Source organism: Bacillus cereus group sp. BfR-BA-01522 (assembly GCF_022662635.1).
Lineage (GTDB): Bacteria > Bacillota > Bacilli > Bacillales > Bacillaceae_G > Bacillus_A > Bacillus_A cytotoxicus.
Map to the genome: position 1 here is coordinate 50,884 of NZ_JAKUDY010000011.1, position 19,546 is coordinate 70,429.

Here is a 19,546-nt window from a genome sequence, read left to right on the forward strand (position 1 = left end):
ATGAGTAGGATGGAACGAAAGGGGGTGATTAAGCTACAATAAAAATAAGAGTAAGGAATGGAGGATATTTGGTGAAGGCGTCAACACTATTATTTAAAATTAAAAATGATATGGATCAATTCTCACCCGCTGAAAAAAAGGTCGCGCAGTATATTATGGAACATGCTGAGATTGTTCCAAATTTAACGACGAAAGAAGTGTCTCATAATGCGGGAGCTAGTGAAGCAAGTGTCGTGCGCTTTTGTAAAACGATTGGTATTGGCAGCTTTAAAGCATTTAAACTAGCGCTTGTTCGTGAATTAACAATTGCCGATTATAATATTAATGATTTTTCCGTGCTAAATACAGAAGATGGTCCGTTTGATTTGTTTAATAAAGTGACATATGTGAATAAGGCTGCCATTGAGGCAAGTGTGACAGCAATTGATAAAAGAGAGTTAGAAAAAGCAGCAGATGCTATTTTAAAGGCGAGAACGATATTATTTTACGGAGTTGGCGGATCTGCTGCACCAGCAATGGATGGAGCATATAAATTTACAAGACTTGGGTTTACAGCAATGATGCTTTCTGATTTCCACATGATGCTTCCGCTTATTACGAATTTAAAGACAGGCGATGTCTTTGTTGCTATTTCAACATCGGGGCGTACAAAGGATGTATTAGAGGTGGTGCAGTATGCGAAGAAGCAAGGGGTAACTGTTATTGCCATTACGAAACTTGACCAATTATCGCCATTATATAAAGAAGCTGATATTCATCTTTGCATCCCAGATGTAGAGCAAGATTACCGCATTGCAAGTATTGCATCGCGAATGACACAATTAAATATCATTGATGCATTATATGTCATTACATTTAATCGGATGGGCGACCAAGTGTTGGATCGCTTTATGGAAACAAGAGCGGAAGCAGATCGGTTAAGAAAGTTAAAGTGAAACTGTACATATAGTGCTTGCTGGATTTCTTTACGAGCAGCAAAATTCTCCTCGCGAAATCTTACATAATTGTCATCTTTACGTAAGGTTTTTAAATGGTTTCATGATTATTCTTATGAAATAATAAAGACATAAGAAATCATTCTATTTTTTGAGGTGAAAGAAATGAACGGAAATCATATATTAGCTTCTTTAAGTTACTTTAGTATCTTTTTTGCACCATTTCTTCTTCCAATCATTATTTATTTTGTTGCAGAAGAAGAAGTGAAATATCATGCAAAGAAAGCTTTATGGACACATTTCATTCCGTATGTAGTTGTATTCATAGGTTTTGTAATGTCTAGTGTATTTGGACTAAGTTCAGCGAATAATGGTGCAGTTGGTATTGCTGTTATCGCTACATTTGTAATTGCGGGTATCGTAAGTATTTACTATTTCATTTGGAATATTGTAAAAGGGATTCAAGTGTTGAAATCAATTTAAATGAATGAAGAGCCTGTTCTTTTGAACGGGCTCTTTTTTATATTAGAAAGACACAATTTCGTCATGAATGAAAATGAAATTTCATAAAATGAATGGTGAATATTGATTTTAAATTTCTTAGTTATATAATAAAAGTGTGAAATAAAATTTCAAGGAGGGCGAAAGAATGTTAGAGCGTTTATCGACAGAATATCGGAATAAAAACACGATGAATTTAGATGAAATGAGTATAAAAGAGGTTTTAGAGGCGATGAATCAAGAAGATCGTAAAGTCGCGATAGCAGTACACAAGGAGATGGAACAAATTGAAAAAATCGTTCGAAATGTAATTTCATCTTTTCAAAATGGTGGACGCTTAATTTATATCGGTGCTGGGACAAGTGGCAGATTAGGTATTTTAGATGCTGTTGAATGTCCTCCTACATTTGGTACAGATGAGAGACAAGTACAAGGATTTATAGCCGGAGGAATGAAAGCGTTTACTAAGGCGGTGGAAGGTGCAGAGGATTGCGAGGAATTGGCGATAGAAGATTTAAAAGGGATTCAGCTAAATGATAAAGATACAGTGATCGGAATTGCGGCGAGTGGTCGCACACCATATGTCATTGGTGGATTAAAATATGCAAATTATGTTGGGGCAAAGACAGCGAGTATTTCTTGTAATAAAGGGGCTGAAATGAGTCAGTTAGCACAAGTGAGTGTAGAAGTAGAAACGGGTGCTGAAGTGCTAACTGGATCGACACGATTAAAAGCGGGCACGGCTCAAAAGTTAGTACTCAATATGATTTCAACGGCTTCGATGATTGGTATAGGAAAGGTATATAAAAACTTAATGGTCGATGTTCAATCAACCAATCAAAAATTAGTAGAACGTTCTAAACGAATTATTATGGAAGCAACAGAGGTAGATTACAAGGAGGCAGAGGCGTATTACGAAAAGGCAAATCGGAATGTGAAAGCAGCAATCGTTATGATATTACTACAGTGTGAATATGGGGAAGCACTTGAAAAATTAAAAGATGCAAAAGGATTTGTGAAGAAGGCGCTATAGAAATGGAGAGGAGAGATTCTACCATGAAGAAAGAACAGCGGATGGCAAATGACATTACAGAGCAACTTGGGGGAATACAAAATGTACGCAGCATTGCACATTGTATGACGAGATTACGTCTTACACTTCATGACGAAAGTAAAGTGAATATGGATCAATTGAAAAAAGTTGACGGTGTAATGGGCGTTATTGAAGATGAAACATTACAAGTTGTAGTTGGACCGGGAACTGTCAATAAAGTAGCGGCTGAAATGGAAGCGTTGACAGGGCTGCGAATGGGGGAAGTGGCTCATGATAACCATCTAGAAGACATTGGACAAGAAATGAAATCCGCCATTAAGAAGAAAAATAATACACCAGTGAAAAACTTTTTGCGAAAAGTAGGAAGTATCTTTATTCCGTTAATTCCTGGTCTTGTTGCTTCAGGAATTATAAATGGGGTTGCGAATTTTGCTAAAAATGCAGGGGCAGATCCGAATGCGACGTGGCTGCAAATCTTGCTTTTAATGGGTGGCGGTATTTTTACATTTTTAGGGATTTTAGTGGGGTGGAATACAGCGAAAGAATTTGGTGGTACACCAGTTCTCGGCGCAATCGCGGGTATTTTAATTTTCAACCCGGCTATGGCGGATGTGAAAGTATTTGGTGAAGCGTTAGTACCGGGGCGCGGTGGTTTATTTGCAGTAATCTTTGCAGCATGGCTCATGGTTATTGTGGAAAGACAAGTTCGAAAAGCGGTTCCAAATGCTGTTGATATTATAGTGACGCCGCTTATTACAGTATTAGTTGTCAGTTTAGTAACGATGCTAGCTATTCAGCCAGTTGCGGGATTATTATCCGATGGAATTACAAGTGGAATAAATGCAATTTTAAATATTGGAGGAGTTATTGCAGGTGCGGTGCTTGCAGGAACATTCTTGCCCCTCGTTATGGTTGGACTACATCACGGACTTACACCGATTCACATGGAATTTATTAACCAAACACATGTAACGCCACTGCTACCAGTTTTGGCAATGGCAGGAGCTGGGCAAGTAGGGGCAGCGATTGCGATTTTCGTGAAAACAAAAAATAAACGCCTTCGTAATGTCATTAAAGGGGGACTGCCAGTTGGATTTTTAGGAATTGGCGAACCGTTATTATACGGGGTGACATTACCGCTTGGGAAACCATTTATTACAGCTTGTTTAGGTGCGGCTGTTGGCGGTGCTTTTCAAGCAGTTATGAAAACGGCTTCACTTGGAATCGGCGTATCAGGGATATCGTTAATTCCGCTCATTGCCGATAATAAATATTTACTCTATTTCCTTGGCTTAGTAATCGCTTATATTTTCGGCTTTATTTTTACGTATTTCTTCGGATTTAAAGAAGAAATGGCAGAAAATATATAGGGGCTATCCTCTTTTTTTCCAGGGGAACTTGAACTGTACCCTATAAAATGGACAGTTTCATAAAAAGACCTTTAAAAATCAAGCACTTAAAAGATGGTTCTGGTATTGTACCGGAGCCATTTTTTTAAGTGTTCACGATTCGGGGTACAGTTCAAAACGAAAGATTCATAAAAAACTGAAAGAAGACGATTTACCTCGCCTTCAAAAATACGAATCTCATTAGGAAACGTTTGGTAAGCGCAATAGCTTCTCGAAAACAAATCCAGATGCCACGTTTATGCGCATGAAAGAAGATCATATGAACAATGGTCAATTGAAAGCAGGATATCATGTACAAGTAGGAACGGAAAATCAGTTTATTATCGGATATTCACTTCATCAAAATCCAACAGATACGCGTTGTTTCGCACCATATTTGGAGAAATTGGCACAATCAAATTTGCCTTTCCCGACAAGGAGCGTCGCTGATACGGGATATGGAAGTGAAACGAATTATGTATATGCGGAGGAGCAAGAATTTAAAGTATTGATTCCCCCACCTATGATGAGAAAAGAAGAATCCCCTTCATATAAAAAGGAGATTCGCCACGCAAGTAACTGGGAATATAAAGAACACGACGACTATTATATTTGTCCAAATAACCGAAAAGTAATGTTTAAACAGTATTTACAACGTACCGATTCCTACAGTTATACAAGAGATTTTAAAATATATGAATGTGAAGAGTGTTCGAAGCATTCAAAGAGAAATGTACAAAAGCGAAGGGAAATCGCCAAGTACACTACAACCCAGTGTATGAAGAATGAAACGCGAAAGCAAAACGAAGCCTTTGGTCTGACGAAGGAGCACAAATCTACGCCAAGCGAAAGATAGAAGCAGAAAGTACGTTCGGTCATATCAAGGGCAATCGGTCGTTCCGTCGATTCTCGTTACGAGGATTGGCAAAAGTAACGATTGAGTTTGGGTTGATTGCCATAGCCCACAACTTCCTCAAACAGGTGGAAAAAACCGCTCGTTTGAGAAAGAAAATCGAAAAAATAACAAAACCCACGGAGAAAATACATTTTCTCCGTGGGTTTTAGTCATTTAAAGGAGCTTTTGGGACAGTTCCTTTTCTCATATCTATTCCTACTCATAAAAAATGTAACAGAACAAATACTGGTCATTAACATATATTGAGCTATATCCATAGTAGTTAGATATTCGTAAGAAGTGGGATATCCCAAATATAAAAAAATACTAATCAATCCTGATCCTAAAAAAATATATATTATAACAGAAAATATAAAGTTATATTTATTTAATAAAATAATATACCTGAACAGTAGTTCACCTAAAATACAACCAAATAAAACCATTGGGGCTCCCAAAATACATGCAGCTAATGTTGCTTGGATTGTATTAACATAGACATCAATAAATATATTGTATTTAGATTTCCCCTCCAACAGCACGTAATTATACTGTTGGATTATATTTATAATGATTAGCAAGCTTAATACTGAATATGCATAGGATACCAAGAATTTCTTCAATCAAGTGCACCTCATCTCTATTTCAATATAGCTATCAAAAGTAATTAAAAATATAACATTATTAGTAAAAACTCAGCGCTCTCCAGCAACTGAGTTTTTACTATATCTTAGTATGATCTTAATTAACTGTATTCCTTGGAAATACTGCTAAAAATTCTACTGTAGATACACCTGGAAATAGAGCCCAAAATTCTAATACTGGATGCAATGTAGCTGTATGAAGAGTTACTACATTATCAAACCGAGGCTTAGCTCCTGAGTATAGCGCATTATAAAATTCATGGTTTGGTGCTCTATCATGGAAACCTGATGTTGCTCCACTACCATTTCTATTAAGAGTTACAGCTGCAAGCGCATCTATATCTGGCGCTCCTTTAACTAATGGATTTGAAGATGCAACTCTCATTATAAAATTAGCTTGTGTAGGCGTTGCAGATATAACTTTATAAGTTAAATCAGTATTAGCATTTGCTTTACCTTTTCTAGATACATTATTATTATCGACTCCGTGAGTCCAACCAGTTTCCTTATTAGAACTGAATTCTGCAGGGGTGCCTACCCAAGCTCCACCTGGTTTCATTTTCCAAGTAACTTTAACATCTAACCTCGTTCGGAATTGATCTGAGAAGAAACTAAATCTTCTTCTTGTGTCACCTTCAAAATATTTGTAACCAGATCCGAGTGGTCCTTCCACTTGAGCCATTGGAATAAATGTTTGATATCTAAATAAATATCCAAAATCAAAAGTATCAGCCGCCATATATTTTGATGGAGATTGAGCTGATTTCTGCATTGCACTCCATCCTGGTTTATCTACATATGTAGAAATTTCCTTTTCTTCGCATCCTAATTCATTTTTTTGATGTTCTGTAAGATTAATATCAGATGCTTTTAGAGAATTTACTTTTTCTTCAATCTTTTCTGCAGGAACACTCTTAAAACCTTTAATATCATAATAATTTCTATACGGATCATCTTTTGAAGATATATTATCTGCCTTATTTACAGCAGCTTTTTGAACAACTGACCTTTGGGATTCTATAAATTCATTTTTATTAGTTGTTGTAACATACTGACCATTTTTATAAACTTGATAAGTATTCCCATCAGTTGGTACATTTCCCCACGTTACTTTTACCATTCCGCCAGATTCAACCGTATTTATATAAGCATCTGTCATTGGATAAAGTATTTTACTATCATTTTCATTTGCAGCTGCCATACTGACATTAGCTTTTTCTGGGCTTAAAAATGCTTTTCGAACTTGTTGCTTGTCCTCTTTTGTTTTTAACGTGACAGCATTAATTTTACTTTCATTTAAGATATTTCCCTGATTATCATACGAAATTAATTTTAACGCATACGAATTAGAAGATTCCAAATCTGAAACAGTAAACTTTGTATCAGAACCATTCCAAATTTCTTCCCATTGATTATTATCATTGAATTTTTGCAACTTATAATTAGCTACAATGTTCCTTTTGTTCCAAGACAATTGGATAGAGTCTGAAGAACTCACTACATCCACATTTTCTCCATTGGTATTTAATTGTTTTTCATTACTACTTAGTTCTGTTTTAGAAATAGATGCACGCTGAACATTTGAATTAATCTTCTTACATACTTTCTCTCCAATAAGATTAATCCATTTATCACCTTCCCATGTCGCTATCTTTAACCAGCCATTAGGAATCTCTTCTAAAACCTTGACGGTCTGTGGCCCATATGGAATTCCACCATTTGCAAAATCAGAAGAATACGAAGGTTCATTATATGCGTAATATAGATTTTGTGGTATATACATTTTAGCACCATTCAATGCAACCCATTTAGGACCTTCCCAAGTTACTACCTTCCACCAGCCATCTTGACGTTTTTCCATTACAGCAAGGAATTTTTGTGGCCCAAATTGATTGCCCCCATTCCCTTTAGCTGATGTAAAAGAAGGTTCGTTATAAACATAAAAGTTATGATCAACTACTCTTGTCTCTGTAACATCTGGATACATCCATTTGTCGCCTTCCCAAGTTTGGACTTTTAACCAACCTGCAGTATTTCCATCAACTACTCTAATAGTAGTAGGATTATACGGTTTTTCCATATTTCCTTTTTGAGATGCAAACGATGGTTCGTAGAACACTAAAAATGGCTTATCAAAAGCTTTAAGTTCTCCGTCTGGATTAATCCACTTATCACCTTCATAAGTAACTACTTTCCACCAACCATTCGCTCGCTTCTCTTTAACACCTAAAGCTATTTGTGGTCCAAATTGATTGCCTCCATTAGACTTTTGAGAATTAAACGATGGCTCATTATATGCATAGAACCATTTGTTTAAAGGCTGTTTAACTACTGTTTCTTCTGCAAAAGAAATGTTGTTAAATGAAGGAATAACTAAAAATAATAACATGAAAATTGAAAAATACTTCTTCAATACCTTTTTCCTCCTTCAGAAAAATATTATATAAAATAGAAATACATATTATATAATGTCATATTTTAGTAGGGGTTTCAATAAAATACAAGCAGACTTCTTATTTACTTAACATAAATTAGCGCTATACTTTATTGGTAGAGGAGGAACCTGGGGTTAAGTAATTAATAGTATTAGCTAGGTTAAAAAAAGTACTTGTAGGAGCATAGCCATCAAGTTAACAAAAACACTCCAGATGCTTTCAGCATCTGGAATGTTTTTGTTAGATATAGAATACAAGTTTCTATATTTGGACATACTCAAATAAGACTTCAACATATTTATTTTTTAAGCGATGTGTTGAAGTGAATTTGTATATTCTTGAGTGATGCCAAGAATATCAAATGGTGAATATTTGGTATACCGATGCGCCTTCCTACCATTTTTCGACAGGTCTTCGAATAATCTGATAAGAATGGGAATTATGTCTCGACAGGATGTGAACAGCACATCGAGTATACTTGGAAAATAAATATATAATATATGTTGCCTTATATTCACTGATTTCTTTATGTTTCCTCTCCCATATGAGTCTCCGCATTTTATAAGTTATACTTGCGATAAGACATAACGCAATCAACTGTCCATACGAATGGCACTGGAATCGTTCGAGTTTTATCTTTTTAACCGCATGAATACCTAAAATAGATTTCCATGTTTTAAACAAAATTTCAATTTGCCACCTAAGGGAATAGAATTGATAAATCTCATGTGCTTTCATATCTGTTTCTTTTATATTTGTAATAAATAAGTTGATTCCACTTGCGTATGTAGGCATTCGTCTTTTTTCTTTTTTGTGCCGTTCTAATCGCTTCGTATGTTCAGACTTTGTTAATTTATAGATGATCAAACGTGTTACTTGTTTTTGATGAAATCCAATATATACGCAAGGCAACTCGATATGTTCTCCCTCTTTTAATTGTTTTGAAGTGGCTTCTATATCAATCAGTTCCCACATGTCCTCTGTTTTTCTATATACTTGTGTATTCCAACGGATACGCGAAATATAAGAAGCTCGCTTTTCCTCCATTTTCTTAAAATCATCAATATAAAAATACCCCAAATCTCTGACACATAAATCTCCTGGTTCTAATGCATCTGTTCGAGTTTGTCCGTATGCATTATCATTACTAACTGCATGATTCACATCCATTTGAAGAAAGTTTCCAGATAATAAAGCATACTCCAGTTGAATTTTGACTCCAGCTTCTGATCCACCACCACCAAAACCTTTATATATATGAGCGTAGTGCTTGGGAAGTTGAAACATGGTAGAATCTAAGATTCGAATTTGTTTAAAATTCCCTACTATCAATGGAGTTGGACAAATATTCTGATGGAATAGCCTTGCAAAAATTCGTTTAAAAATTTGAACGGTATGAGGGATAAAACGTTGATTCAGTCCTTCAGAAGATAGGGAAACGCCTGTTGATTCATTTAATTTGGTACAAAGACTAGCTAATGATTCTGTACCAATTGTTTTACTTAGAAAAACGCATAAAGAAACGATATCCTGTGCTTTACATTTCCTTGCACGTTGAATCATTCCTGTTTTTCGTGCAAGTGATTCTAAAAAGGAAAGTGAAAATGTACCTTTTAGTTCTGGTTCTAATAATTGAAGTTCTTCCGTAAGATTCATTGAAGACATAAAAACAGCCATCCTTTCATGGATACTCCATGAAAGGATGGCTGTTTTTGTTGAAAATTATACATACGTAACCTTAACTTGATGGCTATGACTTGTAGGAGTGCTTTTTTTAGAAGAAAATATACATAAGATATATAAGATGCATTAATATGCTTTTTGCGATGTAATTAAATCCATATTATTTTAATTCTGTATGTTTTCCTCGCTCGCCATTATAATCTTGTTCAAATTTAACTTTACCTGTATGAGGATTATCCCAACGTATGTATTCGTACCATATGTTGGGTTCATCTTTAAATTTAATATATACTCCGTATTGATTTATTTTACTACTAAAAAAAGGCTTAATTTCTAAAACATCTGACTTCGTATAGCCTTTTTCTTCTAAGTTCCACATTATACCTATAATGGTTTCTTCTCTTAATTTCGGATCACCTGTAATGAAATAACGATCTATTATGCTTTTTCCGATTATAAATAAACTAATTATAAGTAATAAAGATGTAATTATAAGAGCTCCTTTTTTTATGTATAAATATCCTCCTTATTTTAATTTATCCTTTATATGAGAATAAGGGAATTATACGGTAAATTGTAGATTTAGGAGTAAATAAAAGACACCTGAGTTGCCTTCTTCCAACTTGAACCACTTTAATTTTAGTAATATAACGTCTATTCAAATATTATCTTATCATGTTAAATTATTTTATACATTAAGAAATATAAAATACTACTCTTCATAGCTCTCTGTTGATTTTTTCCATACGGAAGAATACTTAGTGGCATTTTCTTCTATTTTTGTTCCATCCAAAAAGTAGTTCTCCATAGATATGTAGTTTTGTTTCAATAAGAGCTGAATTAATTCTGAGAAAAGAGGTTCAATCCTATCTTTCATTTGTTCTGAGCGAAAGTGATTAATTGTTCGAAAGTCGGGCATTTGTTGCCCAGATAACCACATCATTGGTAGGTATTCTCGTAAGGATTTGGCAATATCACGACAAGAATAGATTTTTTGCGTATACGCATAGAGAATCACTTTTGTCATCATTTTTGGGTGGTAGGACCTACGGCTACTCCCTTGATAACGAGAAAAGAATAAATCATCACTGACTTGTTCTACCATCTCATGGATGACTCTTGCCACATGATTTTCTGGGATTCAATCGCTATAATCCATTGGTAGAATCAATTGCCCAATGTTATAATGAATAAAAGTAACTGAATGGTTACTCATAAAAAAATCGCCTCTGCTTTCGTTTTTTTGTTAGTTTGGTTGCTTACAATTATACAGGATGAGGCGATTTTTTTTGTGCAAAAAATAAAAGGGCTGCCCATAAGTCGGTTTCACCGACTTATGGGACAGCTCCTTTTTCTATTAATAGAAAGGAAGATTTATATGCTAGGAGTTTCGATTTATCTTGCAAAAGAGGGAATAAAGAAACAAGAAGAATGGTTAAAAGTTGCGAAGGAAAATGGATTTTCATCTATTTTTACGTCTCTTCATATACCAGAAGATGACCCGAATACGTATAAAGAACTCATACAAATACTTGGAAGACAGGCACAAAAATATGAAATGGAATTAATGGTAGATGTATCTTCAAAATCATTACACCATTTAGGCGTTTCATATGAAAATGTAGAAGAGCTAGTAGGCTGGGGAATTACTGGTTTACGTATGGATTATGGGATAGAGCCAAAGCAAATTGCTCATATATCTCGTAAGATGAAAGTCGCATTAAATGCAAGTACAATCACACCATCTTTTTGGGAGGAACTTTGTAAGGAGAATATAAGAGTCGATTCCGTAGAAGCATGGCACAATTTTTACCCGCGTCCGGAAACGGGATTAGCAAAATCGTTTTTACAAAAGCGAAATCACTATCTACATCAATGCGGAATGAAAACGATGGCTTTTATTCCTGGTGATGGTGAAAAACGGGGCCCGTTATATGAAGGGCTACCAACTTTAGAAAAGCACCGATATATGCGGCCGCTTGAGGCATATTTAGAATGTGTACAAGAATGTGGTGTAGATAAAGTGTCAATCGGGGATATAAGCGGGAGTTTGCAAAGTGTACAAGACATTGCATGTGCAGAAAAAGGCGTGATTCCTATTCGTTATACACCTTGTATAAATGAGAAGAAGATAGTAGAGAGAATAGAAAGAGTACATACGAATCGGTTTGATCCAGCACGTGATGTCATTCGTTCTGTTGAATCAAGAGAAGAAAATCCGGTTAGATTACGAGCAGAGAACACAGTGGAACGAAAGTGCGGAAGCATTATAATTGATAACGAATTATATGGCCGATATGCAGGAGAGTTACAAATAACGCTTCAAGATTTACCAGAGGATGAAAAAGTGAATGTAGTTGGAAAGGTAGTAAAGGAGGATATTCCGCTATTATCTTATGTGAAGGCAGGACAAAAATTGAAACTTATAGGAGTGAAAAAAACGCCGTAACATCACGGCGTTTTCTTTAATGATTGCGCACAAGTGGTGTACGCGGCTGCAAGGTAGCAGTTTTAAAATGAGAAAATAAATAACAACCTGTCACAACAATTGCTGTTCCTAACACTTGCACCCATGTTAACGCTTCGCCTAAGAAAAGGAATGCTAATATAGCAGTGAAAATAGGATTGAAATTTAAGAAGATTCCCGACGTTGTCGCTCCTAATTTTTGCACGCCAATATTCCAAAGGACCATGCAGACGACAGTGGAAATAAGCCCAGTGTAAAGCAAAGAAGTCACAAAGGAAGCATCGATTTTCGTCACAGTAAATGTGCGGATATGAAAAGGTAATAATAGGATGACACCGAAAATTCCCGAATAGAAAGTTGCTAGCATGGGTGATATTGTTTTCGTTGCCCATTTACTACAAACGGAGTAGATGCCCCAAATACAAACGGCAGCAATCATCCATACATCTCCACTATTGAAACGTAATGAAAATAAAATGGAAAAATCCCCTTTTGACAGAACGAGAAGAACCCCAAAAAAAGATAGAATCATAGAAAGAATTTGCAGCATATTAATCTTTTCTTTTAAAAATAAAGCAGAAAATAAGGCAATTGAAATTGCATTTAATGTCGAGATGAGCCCGACATTCGTAGCGGATGTGTTCTCAAGCGCTAAAAATTGAAAAATATTAAAAAGAGCAACTCCTGTAATTCCCATTAGCACTAGCGGCAGAAGAGCAGCACGCGGCGGAAGGAGTTTCTTTTCTTTCAGCCATACAATCGGTAATAAACAAACAATCGCGATAATCCACCTTAAACTTGTAAGTGTCATCGGCGAAGCATAATCAACAAGTGATTTTCCAACGACGAAATTTCCTCCCCATAATAAGCTTGTTAGTAATAATAATAAAATATAAAAATAAGGCATGACCTCAAACCCCTTTTACAAAATAAGAATGAATTGTAAATCATTTTAGCATTTTTTCTTCAAATCTAATATGTTCTTTTGTATAATAGTGAAAATTCAATAAAATATTTCGTCAATCATCTATTTAACGAAAAAAATTCGTATTTCATATGGTTGTGATGTGTTTTTTCGAAGAATCATCGGTAAGAAAAAAGGAGGAGTTTGATGGAGTCTTCCGTTATTAAGGTATTGGATGATTTAGATGTCCAAATACTCGATATTTTACAAAAGGAATCACAAGTAAGTAATGCGGAATTAGCGCGACGTGTAAATTTATCACCATCGGCAATGCATGCGCGCATTAAAAGACTGGAGAATGAAGGATTTATTGATAGACAAGTTGCAATTTTAAATCAAGAAAAACTTGGGTTTGATTTGTTATGCTTTATTTTTATGAGTACAAACATTCATCAAGCAGAAAAGCTAGAAGTGTTAGAAAAAGAATTACAATCTATGCCGGAAGTGTTAGAGTGTCATTGTTTAACAGGGGAATACGATTACTTACTAAAAGTAGCTAATCGAGATCGCAAAGAATTAGAACGTTTTATTAGAAAATTAAATAAGCTTGGCATTACAAAAATACAGACAAGTCTGGCGCTTCGTGAAATTAAATACTCTACTGTATTGCCGATATGGGATGCAAAAAATCTTAAATAAACTTTTATTACAACATATGCCGCTATGAAAAAACATCAAGTAAAAGCCCCCCACATACTGAAAAGCATCTGGGGGCATTAGATATATTCGAGGTTCAAATTTAAAGAGAACCTTTTTTCTTATTCTCTTTCAGTTCTTTTAAAAGCTGTAGTATTTGTTTTTCGTATTCGATTTTTTGTTTTAAGTACTGTATAAGGTATAGAGCTAGTACTATTCCTATGAAGTATAAAGAGAACTTCGTAATCATATCGATAAAGACTACGAGGAATGAAGTGCCGAGGTGCCAACGAAATGGTGCAACTACTAGTAAACTTAAAATCAAAGCTAACCATAAAAATTTTTTATTCATTTTTATCGCTCCTTTTAAAGAGTTGATTAACTAAATCTTATAGGTAATGAAGAAATTCGTTTCTTTGTTTTTGGTACAATCATATATTTGATATAAATTATGCCAATGACTGTAAACAAACAAATGTGTAGCACTTGCCACGTAGATAGAAGGATGATGCTAGCACATAGTATCAGTTGAATACTTGCTAGAAAAGAGATAAGTGTAAGAAATTGACGCATTCGTTCATTCGTTTCAATCGGATACAATGCGACAATCATATTTCTTGAAAAATATGTCCATAGAGAGCGCATTTGCATTGATGTCATATATAGGAGGCAGTAAGTGAGAGCACTTTTTACAAATACGTTTGGTACGAAATAAACAAGGAAAGAGCCAATCATTGTGAGCCGCATATATAGACCGAAATAATCATTTGCACGTAAAAAAGATAGTGTATTTACATACAAAAACGTTTCTCGGTTTTGATATAAGAGTACTTCAATCCAACTAGTAAGCCATTTCCTTTGTTTTATTTGTTTTTTCAGTTGTGGTACATCGGTAAAGATGCTGGCAAATTGATAGAAATGAATGTCCATCTTTTCTTCTTGCTGAATGAGATAGTCCCAAGGTATTTGCTTTTTCGGTTGTTTGTTTGTATATAAAAGTGTAACGACAAGAAAGAAAAAAAAGCTTCCGAGTACGATTACGTTTGTATAAGAAAAAAGAGTATACAGAATGAGTACGTTAAGAATTGCTCGGACAGTAAGCCATATGTTTTTCTCAAGGCGCTCTTGCCATATCCAATGTATGTATACATTCCATCCTTTTACTAGTATAAGAATGAAAAAGGAAGTGCATAAGGAAGGTAATGTCATATGTAAGATTTGCATGGCGAGCGGTGTGATGATAAGAAAAGTGAACAGTAATGGGAACAACTGAACGATATAATTATATAGAAGAGCTTTCTTAAAATAAGATGTTAATTGTTCTTCAAGCGCTAGTAAATAGACAGCATCAGGCTTCTGCAGAAACGTCCGAACCGGGCATCTCATGAGTATAATAGTAAGTAAAATAACGATGATGAATAATGAGATGACTTTAGAAGGAGACGTTTTTAAAAATTGTGCGTAATAATAAGCACCGATACATGTGAGAAAAATAAAGCTATACAAAAGTCCATTGATCATACGAGTAAAATATGTGAACATGTTTTGCAAATGCTTTTGAAAGCGAGCACTCCATAATGTTTCAATTGACATGTTTTTCACCTCTATTTCTATTATAAAGTGAAAATAAAAGCGAGCAAATTGCTTTAGGCAACTTGCTCGCTTTTATTTTGTTTTGTATCGCGATTCATTAATGGATAAAAGGCAAATCCGACTATAAATAAGCCGATTCCAAGAAGGAATGTTTTTAGATCAGAAGAGCCCGTTTTAATCACCCATAGTGCATAGCATAGTGCAATGACTGCAATGATTCCGTCTAATATTCTGGAACCTAGTTCATTTTTATATGTTTCACCAGTTACAACCAGTTTTAATTGGAAAATTGGTGAAACGAGATATGGAATTAAGTAAGCTAATGTTGATACCGTAATGACAAATGTATAAGCTTCAGCGATTGTACCTGATAATGTCGAGAATAGGAAAACTTGTGACATAATATTTGTCAGTCTTAGTGAATAAATGGGGCTTCCTTTTTTATTTGTTTTCGCAAAGAAGGAAGGAAAGAAACCTTCTTTTGCTGCTTGATAAGGTACTTCTGAGCTTAATAAAATCCAGCCTAAAATGGAACCGAAGAGAGAAGTAAGAGCAAGGAGCGCCATTAATTTTCCTCCGCCGTGCCCCATAGCGGCATTTAATGCATCAGCTAATGGACGTTCTGAAATCTGCAATTTATCTATGTGAAGAACACCCATTGTTAAGATGGTGATTCCTAAATAAATTGCAACAGTGATTAATAATCCAGCTACGGTTGCATGTTTCACTGTTCTTGGGGATTTTGCCCGATTTGATAAAAGAACAGCAGACTCAATGCCGATAAATGCCCAAAGCGTTGTTAGAGCTGCTAAGTTTACTTGTGAAAGTAGCCCATGCGATACACCTTCTTTATCAACAATTGGTGTGTACCATTGTCCAAACTTTGAAGCTTGGAATGCAAATAAAGTTACTATGATAAATAGAAGGAATCCTGTTACCTTTGTTGTTGTTGCTAAAAAGTTTAATTTTCCAGCTCCATTTACACCGTTTGTTAAAATGATATGTGTTCCCCATAATAAGAAAGAACACATGGAAAATGTAATGAGCTTTCCAACTTCCACATCGAAAGTACCGATTGTAAATAATAGTCGTGTATCTTTCATAATTGGGAAGAAAAGCGATAAATAACCTGCAAAAGATGTAATAATGGCAACATTACTTGCCCAGTTTGCGACCCAGTAGCCCCACACCATGCTGAATCCAGCCATTTTTTTCTTCTTAGGTGATGAGAATAAAGCATAAGCGTGACTTTGTGGTCCTGTCGTTAAATCCGAACGACGAATTGCTAAATTGCCAAAAACAAGGGCTAACATTAAAACACCGAATCCGGTTGTTAACCAAGCTAACGTAACACCAAGAGGGCTTGCTGTTTGTGCTAATGTACTTGGCACCATGAAAATACCAGCGCCAACCATATTGCCGACAACAAATGCTGTTAGTACCCAAAAGCCCCATTTTTTCTGTTGCATAAAAAATACCTCCAAAGTTAGTATAACCAAGTCAAGCAAGGAGATATGTATGTCTTCCGAAAAGGAAGTAAGGCAAGCTTCGTACAAAACAAAAAAAACACCTACGATCGTCGCACGTGCTTTCTATCTTATAGGAAACCCACGACATACCTCTCGATAGCTCTCCACAAACAGTTGTTTGTGACAGTTCTGCATTTATTAAATAGCAGACCCAGCAAGTGTGCATAGTGGACACATCTTACTTCGGCAATCATTCCTTTCTCATTTATTCATCGATGCCACTCCATCTCCTAAAATGATACTCTTAATGACTGCAACCTCTACCTCACCGAGATACGAATGAGGATTTATGTATTTAATTAACATAAACAAGGGTAACAAATGAATTTTTATACGTCAATGGATATAGCAATAATCAGATTATAGAGAAGAGTTTGTGATTAAGAATGGCTAGTGCGTTTTCAACGGGGTGCTATGAAATATTTGGACAATTATCTTTATTAGTACCGTTGGCTCGAAATAGGAAAATGCTTATTTCAGCGTAATGATACAACAGTTGAAATGTTAAAGTGTGTATAAAAAATAGACCCTTTAAAGAGTCTGTTTAAGCGTTTTTACCTTTTTTCTTCCCAAGAAATGAAATTATCAATGCAATCGGGGCAACAAAAGGTAAAACGGGAGTCCAACTAATGAAATAAAATATTGGTGCTAAGAAGGCCATCCCACCAAAGAACATTGATAATTGGGATTTTTTCTGCAATCCATAAATAACCAATAATAATCCTGCCATTATCAATATTATAAAAGAGATATTAAGCAAATTCATAAAATTACCTCCGACCAATCTGCAAAATAATTCCATATATATTATACAACAAATCACATGAAAATTTCATTTTATAAAAAACAACGATGTTTACGAAAATAGCTTTGAATAAAAAAGAAGCCGATCTAAAACTAGATTGGCTTCTACATATAAGATTAAACTAAGTTTAATACAGTTACTTTTTCACGCGTCATAGACTCAAGGCTTTTACGAATACCTTGTGCGCCCATACCAGAGCCTTTTACACCGATGAATGGGAAGTGGTCAGGGCCGCGTTCTGTACGTCCGTTAATTTGAACAGAACCAGTATCGATTTTGTTTGCAATTGCAAATGCTTTATTAATGTCTTTTGTGAAGACACTTGCTTGTAGACCAAACTCAGATTTGTTTGCAATTTCAATTGCTTCTTCATCAGAAGAAACGCGGATAATTGGAAGGATTGGACCAAATGGTTCTTCCCAAGCCACCTTCATTTCTTCTGTTACGTTATCGATAATTGTTGGATAGATTAAGTTGCGCTCACGTTTGTTACCAATAATAATTGTTGCGCCGTTTTCTACTGCATCGTCAACTAAACCTTGAACGAAATCAGCTGATTTATCGTCAATTAATGGAACGATTGTACTATCTTGTTCTGGAGAACCAACAGATAATGCAGCAACTTGCTCTTTTAGTAAGCTTACAAGCTCGTCCGCTACATTTTCATGTACAAGCACGCGTTTGATTGCAGTACAACGTTGACCAGAATATGAGAATGCACCGCTTACGATATGTTTTGCAGCTTCAGTTAAATCAGCATCTTCGCATACGATACCTGGGTCTTTTCCGCCAAGTTCTAATACAAGTGGAATCATAGCAGCTTTTTTCGCTAAGTGAGCACCTGTATTTGTACCACCTGTGAACGATACCATATTAATGCCAGGATGTTCGACTAAGTAGTCGCCAATTACAGAACCACGTCCTGTTACAACGTTTACAAGTCCTTTTGGAAGTCCTGCTTTATGAAGCGCTTCAACCATTTTAATACCACTAATTGCACCTTGTGTTGCTGGTTTAAAGATAACTGCGTTCCCCATAATTAGAGCTGGTGCAACTTTTGCAGCAGCTAAGTTTACTGGGTAGTTAAATGGTGAAATGGCTAACACAACGCCAAGTGGTGCGCGCTGAATAATTGCAAGTTTCGATTTCGAACCACCTGGGAAGCTATCGCCCATCATACTATCGCCATGCATATGAAGTGCTTCATCTACAGTGTAGCGAATCAAATCTGCTGTACGAACAACTTCTTTCTTCGCATCTTTATGACCTTTACCGACTTCTTTCATTACAATATCGGCAATTTCATCTTGCATATTTACGAGCTCATCAGCCCATTTATATAAAAACTTTGCACGATCTTGTAGAGATGCCGCTGCCCAATCTTTTTGTGCTTCTTTTGCAGATGCAATCGCTTCGTCTACTTCATCGCGAGTAATTGCTTGTACTTTACCGATTACTTCGTGTAAATACGGAGATACAATGTCAATTGTTTGACCAGAAGAGCTTTCTCTCCATTCTCCGTTTAAATAAAATTTGTACGTATTGCTAGTTGTCATGATTAGTCCTCCTAAAATAGCAACTTGTAAGAGTGAGTATATGGTGATTGTAGGCGGTTTAAGAATATATTTCAAATAAAATGTTTGTGAAAACGATTTCTTATTAAAAATATATTTTATATTTCTTTTTTACAATCATTTTTTTCCTTTTCAAGTCGCATATAGAATATGTCATTGTTATATCAATACAGTATTCTTTCAAGTTTATTTTACAATTATGTAAAAAAATAATTGACAGAAAAGTCCGCTAAGTTATAAAATTAAAAAATAGAAAATGAAAGAAGGAGGTGTGCGTGATGATTGTAATGGTAAATATGATGAAGTTAACTGTAGGAAAAGTTGAAATGAAACATTCATATCATTGCGCAACCTGTACGGAAAGATAAGGCTTTTTTGTTTTTGAAAGCGTGCGTTGCGTAATATCGTAACGTACGCTTTTATGCATTTTCGCATATCGTCAA

18 protein-coding genes and 1 riboswitch are annotated in these 19,546 nt (G+C 35.4%); of the genes, 8 read left to right on the forward strand and 10 right to left on the reverse strand.

Going from position 1 to position 19,546, the window contains the following annotated elements:
• The first annotated feature begins 71 nt into the window (after positions 1-71).
• The 6 genes from MR059_RS15730 to MR059_RS15755 all read left to right on the forward strand — a co-directional run bounded on the left by MR059_RS15730 (position 72) and on the right by MR059_RS15755 (position 4,943).
• Positions 72-935, forward strand: a complete 864-nt coding sequence (locus MR059_RS15730; protein ID WP_011983771.1) for a MurR/RpiR family transcriptional regulator — start codon at positions 72-74, stop codon at positions 933-935.
• Between the two features lie 165 nt (positions 936-1,100).
• The gene (locus MR059_RS15735) at positions 1,101-1,418 is read left to right on the forward strand and encodes a magnetosome magnetite crystal formation protein family (protein WP_011983772.1); all 318 of its coding nucleotides are present in this window, start codon (positions 1,101-1,103) and stop codon (positions 1,416-1,418) included.
• Positions 1,419-1,584: 166 nt separating this feature from the next.
• Positions 1,585-2,469 carry an N-acetylmuramic acid 6-phosphate etherase gene (gene murQ / locus MR059_RS15740; protein ID WP_011983773.1) on the forward strand — a complete coding sequence of 295 codons (885 nt, stop codon included), beginning with the start codon at positions 1,585-1,587 and terminating at the stop codon, positions 2,467-2,469.
• A gap of 23 nt (positions 2,470-2,492) precedes the next feature.
• A complete protein-coding gene (locus MR059_RS15745; protein WP_011983774.1) occupies positions 2,493-3,860 on the forward strand; it encodes a PTS transporter subunit EIIC in 1,368 nt (455 codons plus the stop codon).
• A 277-nt stretch (positions 3,861-4,137) separates the two neighbouring features.
• Positions 4,138-4,734: a transposase gene (locus MR059_RS15750; RefSeq protein ID WP_011983775.1), complete on the forward strand. Its 597-nt coding sequence runs from the start codon at positions 4,138-4,140 to the stop codon at positions 4,732-4,734.
• Positions 4,731-4,943 carry a transposase gene (locus MR059_RS15755; protein WP_237701329.1) on the forward strand — a complete coding sequence of 71 codons (213 nt, stop codon included), beginning with the start codon at positions 4,731-4,733 and terminating at the stop codon, positions 4,941-4,943. The genes MR059_RS15750 and MR059_RS15755 overlap by 4 nt, the downstream gene beginning before the upstream one ends.
• 571 nt (positions 4,944-5,514) lie before the next feature.
• On the opposite strand, the gene MR059_RS15760 is transcribed toward MR059_RS15755, so the two are convergent.
• The 4 genes from MR059_RS15760 to MR059_RS15775 form a co-directional block, all read right to left on the reverse strand.
• Entirely contained in the window at positions 5,515-7,830 is a 2,316-nt protein-coding gene (locus MR059_RS15760; RefSeq protein ID WP_011983776.1) for a DUF3238 domain-containing protein, read from the reverse strand.
• A gap of 415 nt (positions 7,831-8,245) precedes the next feature.
• Positions 8,246-9,517, reverse strand: a complete 1,272-nt coding sequence (locus MR059_RS15765) for an IS4-like element ISBce12 family transposase (protein WP_011983777.1) — start codon at positions 9,515-9,517, stop codon at positions 8,246-8,248.
• A 178-nt stretch (positions 9,518-9,695) separates the two neighbouring features.
• Complete coding sequence (locus MR059_RS15770; RefSeq protein ID WP_041809469.1) at positions 9,696-10,046, reverse strand: DUF3139 domain-containing protein; 351 nt, start codon at positions 10,044-10,046, stop codon at positions 9,696-9,698.
• Positions 10,047-10,247: 201 nt separating this feature from the next.
• Positions 10,248-10,676, reverse strand: a complete 429-nt coding sequence (locus MR059_RS15775; protein ID WP_465038434.1) for a transposase — start codon at positions 10,674-10,676, stop codon at positions 10,248-10,250.
• A gap of 237 nt (positions 10,677-10,913) precedes the next feature.
• Between MR059_RS15775 and MR059_RS15780 the strand changes: the two genes are divergently transcribed.
• On the forward strand, positions 10,914-11,984 hold the full coding sequence (locus MR059_RS15780; RefSeq protein ID WP_011983780.1) for a DUF871 domain-containing protein: 1,071 nt from the start codon (positions 10,914-10,916) through the stop codon (positions 11,982-11,984).
• Between the two features lie 16 nt (positions 11,985-12,000).
• Here MR059_RS15780 and MR059_RS15785 read toward each other — a convergent pair whose 3' ends face one another.
• Complete coding sequence (locus MR059_RS15785; protein ID WP_011983781.1) at positions 12,001-12,909, reverse strand: DMT family transporter; 909 nt, start codon at positions 12,907-12,909, stop codon at positions 12,001-12,003.
• A 204-nt stretch (positions 12,910-13,113) separates the two neighbouring features.
• Here MR059_RS15785 and MR059_RS15790 point away from each other — a divergent pair, with 204 nt between their 5' ends.
• Complete coding sequence (locus MR059_RS15790) at positions 13,114-13,605, forward strand: Lrp/AsnC family transcriptional regulator (RefSeq protein ID WP_011983782.1); 492 nt, start codon at positions 13,114-13,116, stop codon at positions 13,603-13,605.
• 100 nt (positions 13,606-13,705) lie between these two features.
• Here the strand turns inward: MR059_RS15790 and MR059_RS15795 are convergent, their stop codons facing one another.
• From MR059_RS15795 to MR059_RS15815, 5 genes are all read right to left on the reverse strand, one after another.
• Positions 13,706-13,954 (reverse strand): hypothetical protein, encoded by a 249-nt coding sequence (locus tag MR059_RS15795; protein WP_011983783.1) that lies wholly within the window; start codon positions 13,952-13,954, stop codon positions 13,706-13,708.
• A 26-nt stretch (positions 13,955-13,980) separates the two neighbouring features.
• Complete coding sequence (locus MR059_RS15800) at positions 13,981-15,195, reverse strand: ABC transporter permease (protein ID WP_011983784.1); 1,215 nt, start codon at positions 15,193-15,195, stop codon at positions 13,981-13,983.
• A 53-nt stretch (positions 15,196-15,248) separates the two neighbouring features.
• Positions 15,249-16,664, reverse strand: a complete 1,416-nt coding sequence (locus tag MR059_RS15805) for an amino acid permease (protein ID WP_011983785.1) — start codon at positions 16,662-16,664, stop codon at positions 15,249-15,251.
• A 149-nt stretch (positions 16,665-16,813) separates the two neighbouring features.
• A riboswitch (Lysine riboswitch) is annotated at positions 16,814-16,995 on the reverse strand.
• 273 nt (positions 16,996-17,268) lie between these two features.
• Entirely contained in the window at positions 17,269-17,490 is a 222-nt protein-coding gene (locus tag MR059_RS15810; RefSeq protein WP_041809471.1) for a hypothetical protein, read from the reverse strand.
• Positions 17,491-17,645: 155 nt separating this feature from the next.
• A complete protein-coding gene (locus MR059_RS15815) occupies positions 17,646-19,085 on the reverse strand; it encodes an NADP-dependent glyceraldehyde-3-phosphate dehydrogenase (protein WP_011983786.1) in 1,440 nt (479 codons plus the stop codon).
• Positions 19,086-19,546 lie beyond the last annotated feature (461 nt).

Bases quoted from the DNA above. Each gene is read 5' to 3' on its own strand.
- MR059_RS15735 (WP_011983772.1), top strand. From the start codon at position 1,101: ATGAACGGAAATCATATATTAGCTTCTTTAAGTTACTTTAGTATCTTT.
- murQ (WP_011983773.1), top strand. From the start codon at position 1,585: ATGTTAGAGCGTTTATCGACAGAATATCGGAATAAAAACACGATGAAT.
- MR059_RS15745 (WP_011983774.1), top strand. From the start codon at position 2,493: ATGAAGAAAGAACAGCGGATGGCAAATGACATTACAGAGCAACTTGGG.
- MR059_RS15750 (WP_011983775.1), top strand. From the start codon at position 4,138: ATGCGCATGAAAGAAGATCATATGAACAATGGTCAATTGAAAGCAGGA.
- MR059_RS15765 (WP_011983777.1), bottom strand. From the start codon at position 9,517: ATGTCTTCAATGAATCTTACGGAAGAACTTCAATTATTAGAACCAGAA.
- MR059_RS15780 (WP_011983780.1), top strand. From the start codon at position 10,914: ATGCTAGGAGTTTCGATTTATCTTGCAAAAGAGGGAATAAAGAAACAA.
- MR059_RS15785 (WP_011983781.1), bottom strand. From the start codon at position 12,909: ATGCCTTATTTTTATATTTTATTATTATTACTAACAAGCTTATTATGG.
- MR059_RS15790 (WP_011983782.1), top strand. From the start codon at position 13,114: ATGGAGTCTTCCGTTATTAAGGTATTGGATGATTTAGATGTCCAAATA.
- MR059_RS15795 (WP_011983783.1), bottom strand. From the start codon at position 13,954: ATGAATAAAAAATTTTTATGGTTAGCTTTGATTTTAAGTTTACTAGTA.
- MR059_RS15800 (WP_011983784.1), bottom strand. From the start codon at position 15,195: ATGTCAATTGAAACATTATGGAGTGCTCGCTTTCAAAAGCATTTGCAA.
- MR059_RS15805 (WP_011983785.1), bottom strand. From the start codon at position 16,664: ATGCAACAGAAAAAATGGGGCTTTTGGGTACTAACAGCATTTGTTGTC.
- MR059_RS15810 (WP_041809471.1), bottom strand. From the start codon at position 17,490: ATGAATTTGCTTAATATCTCTTTTATAATATTGATAATGGCAGGATTA.
- MR059_RS15815 (WP_011983786.1), bottom strand. From the start codon at position 19,085: ATGACAACTAGCAATACGTACAAATTTTATTTAAACGGAGAATGGAGA.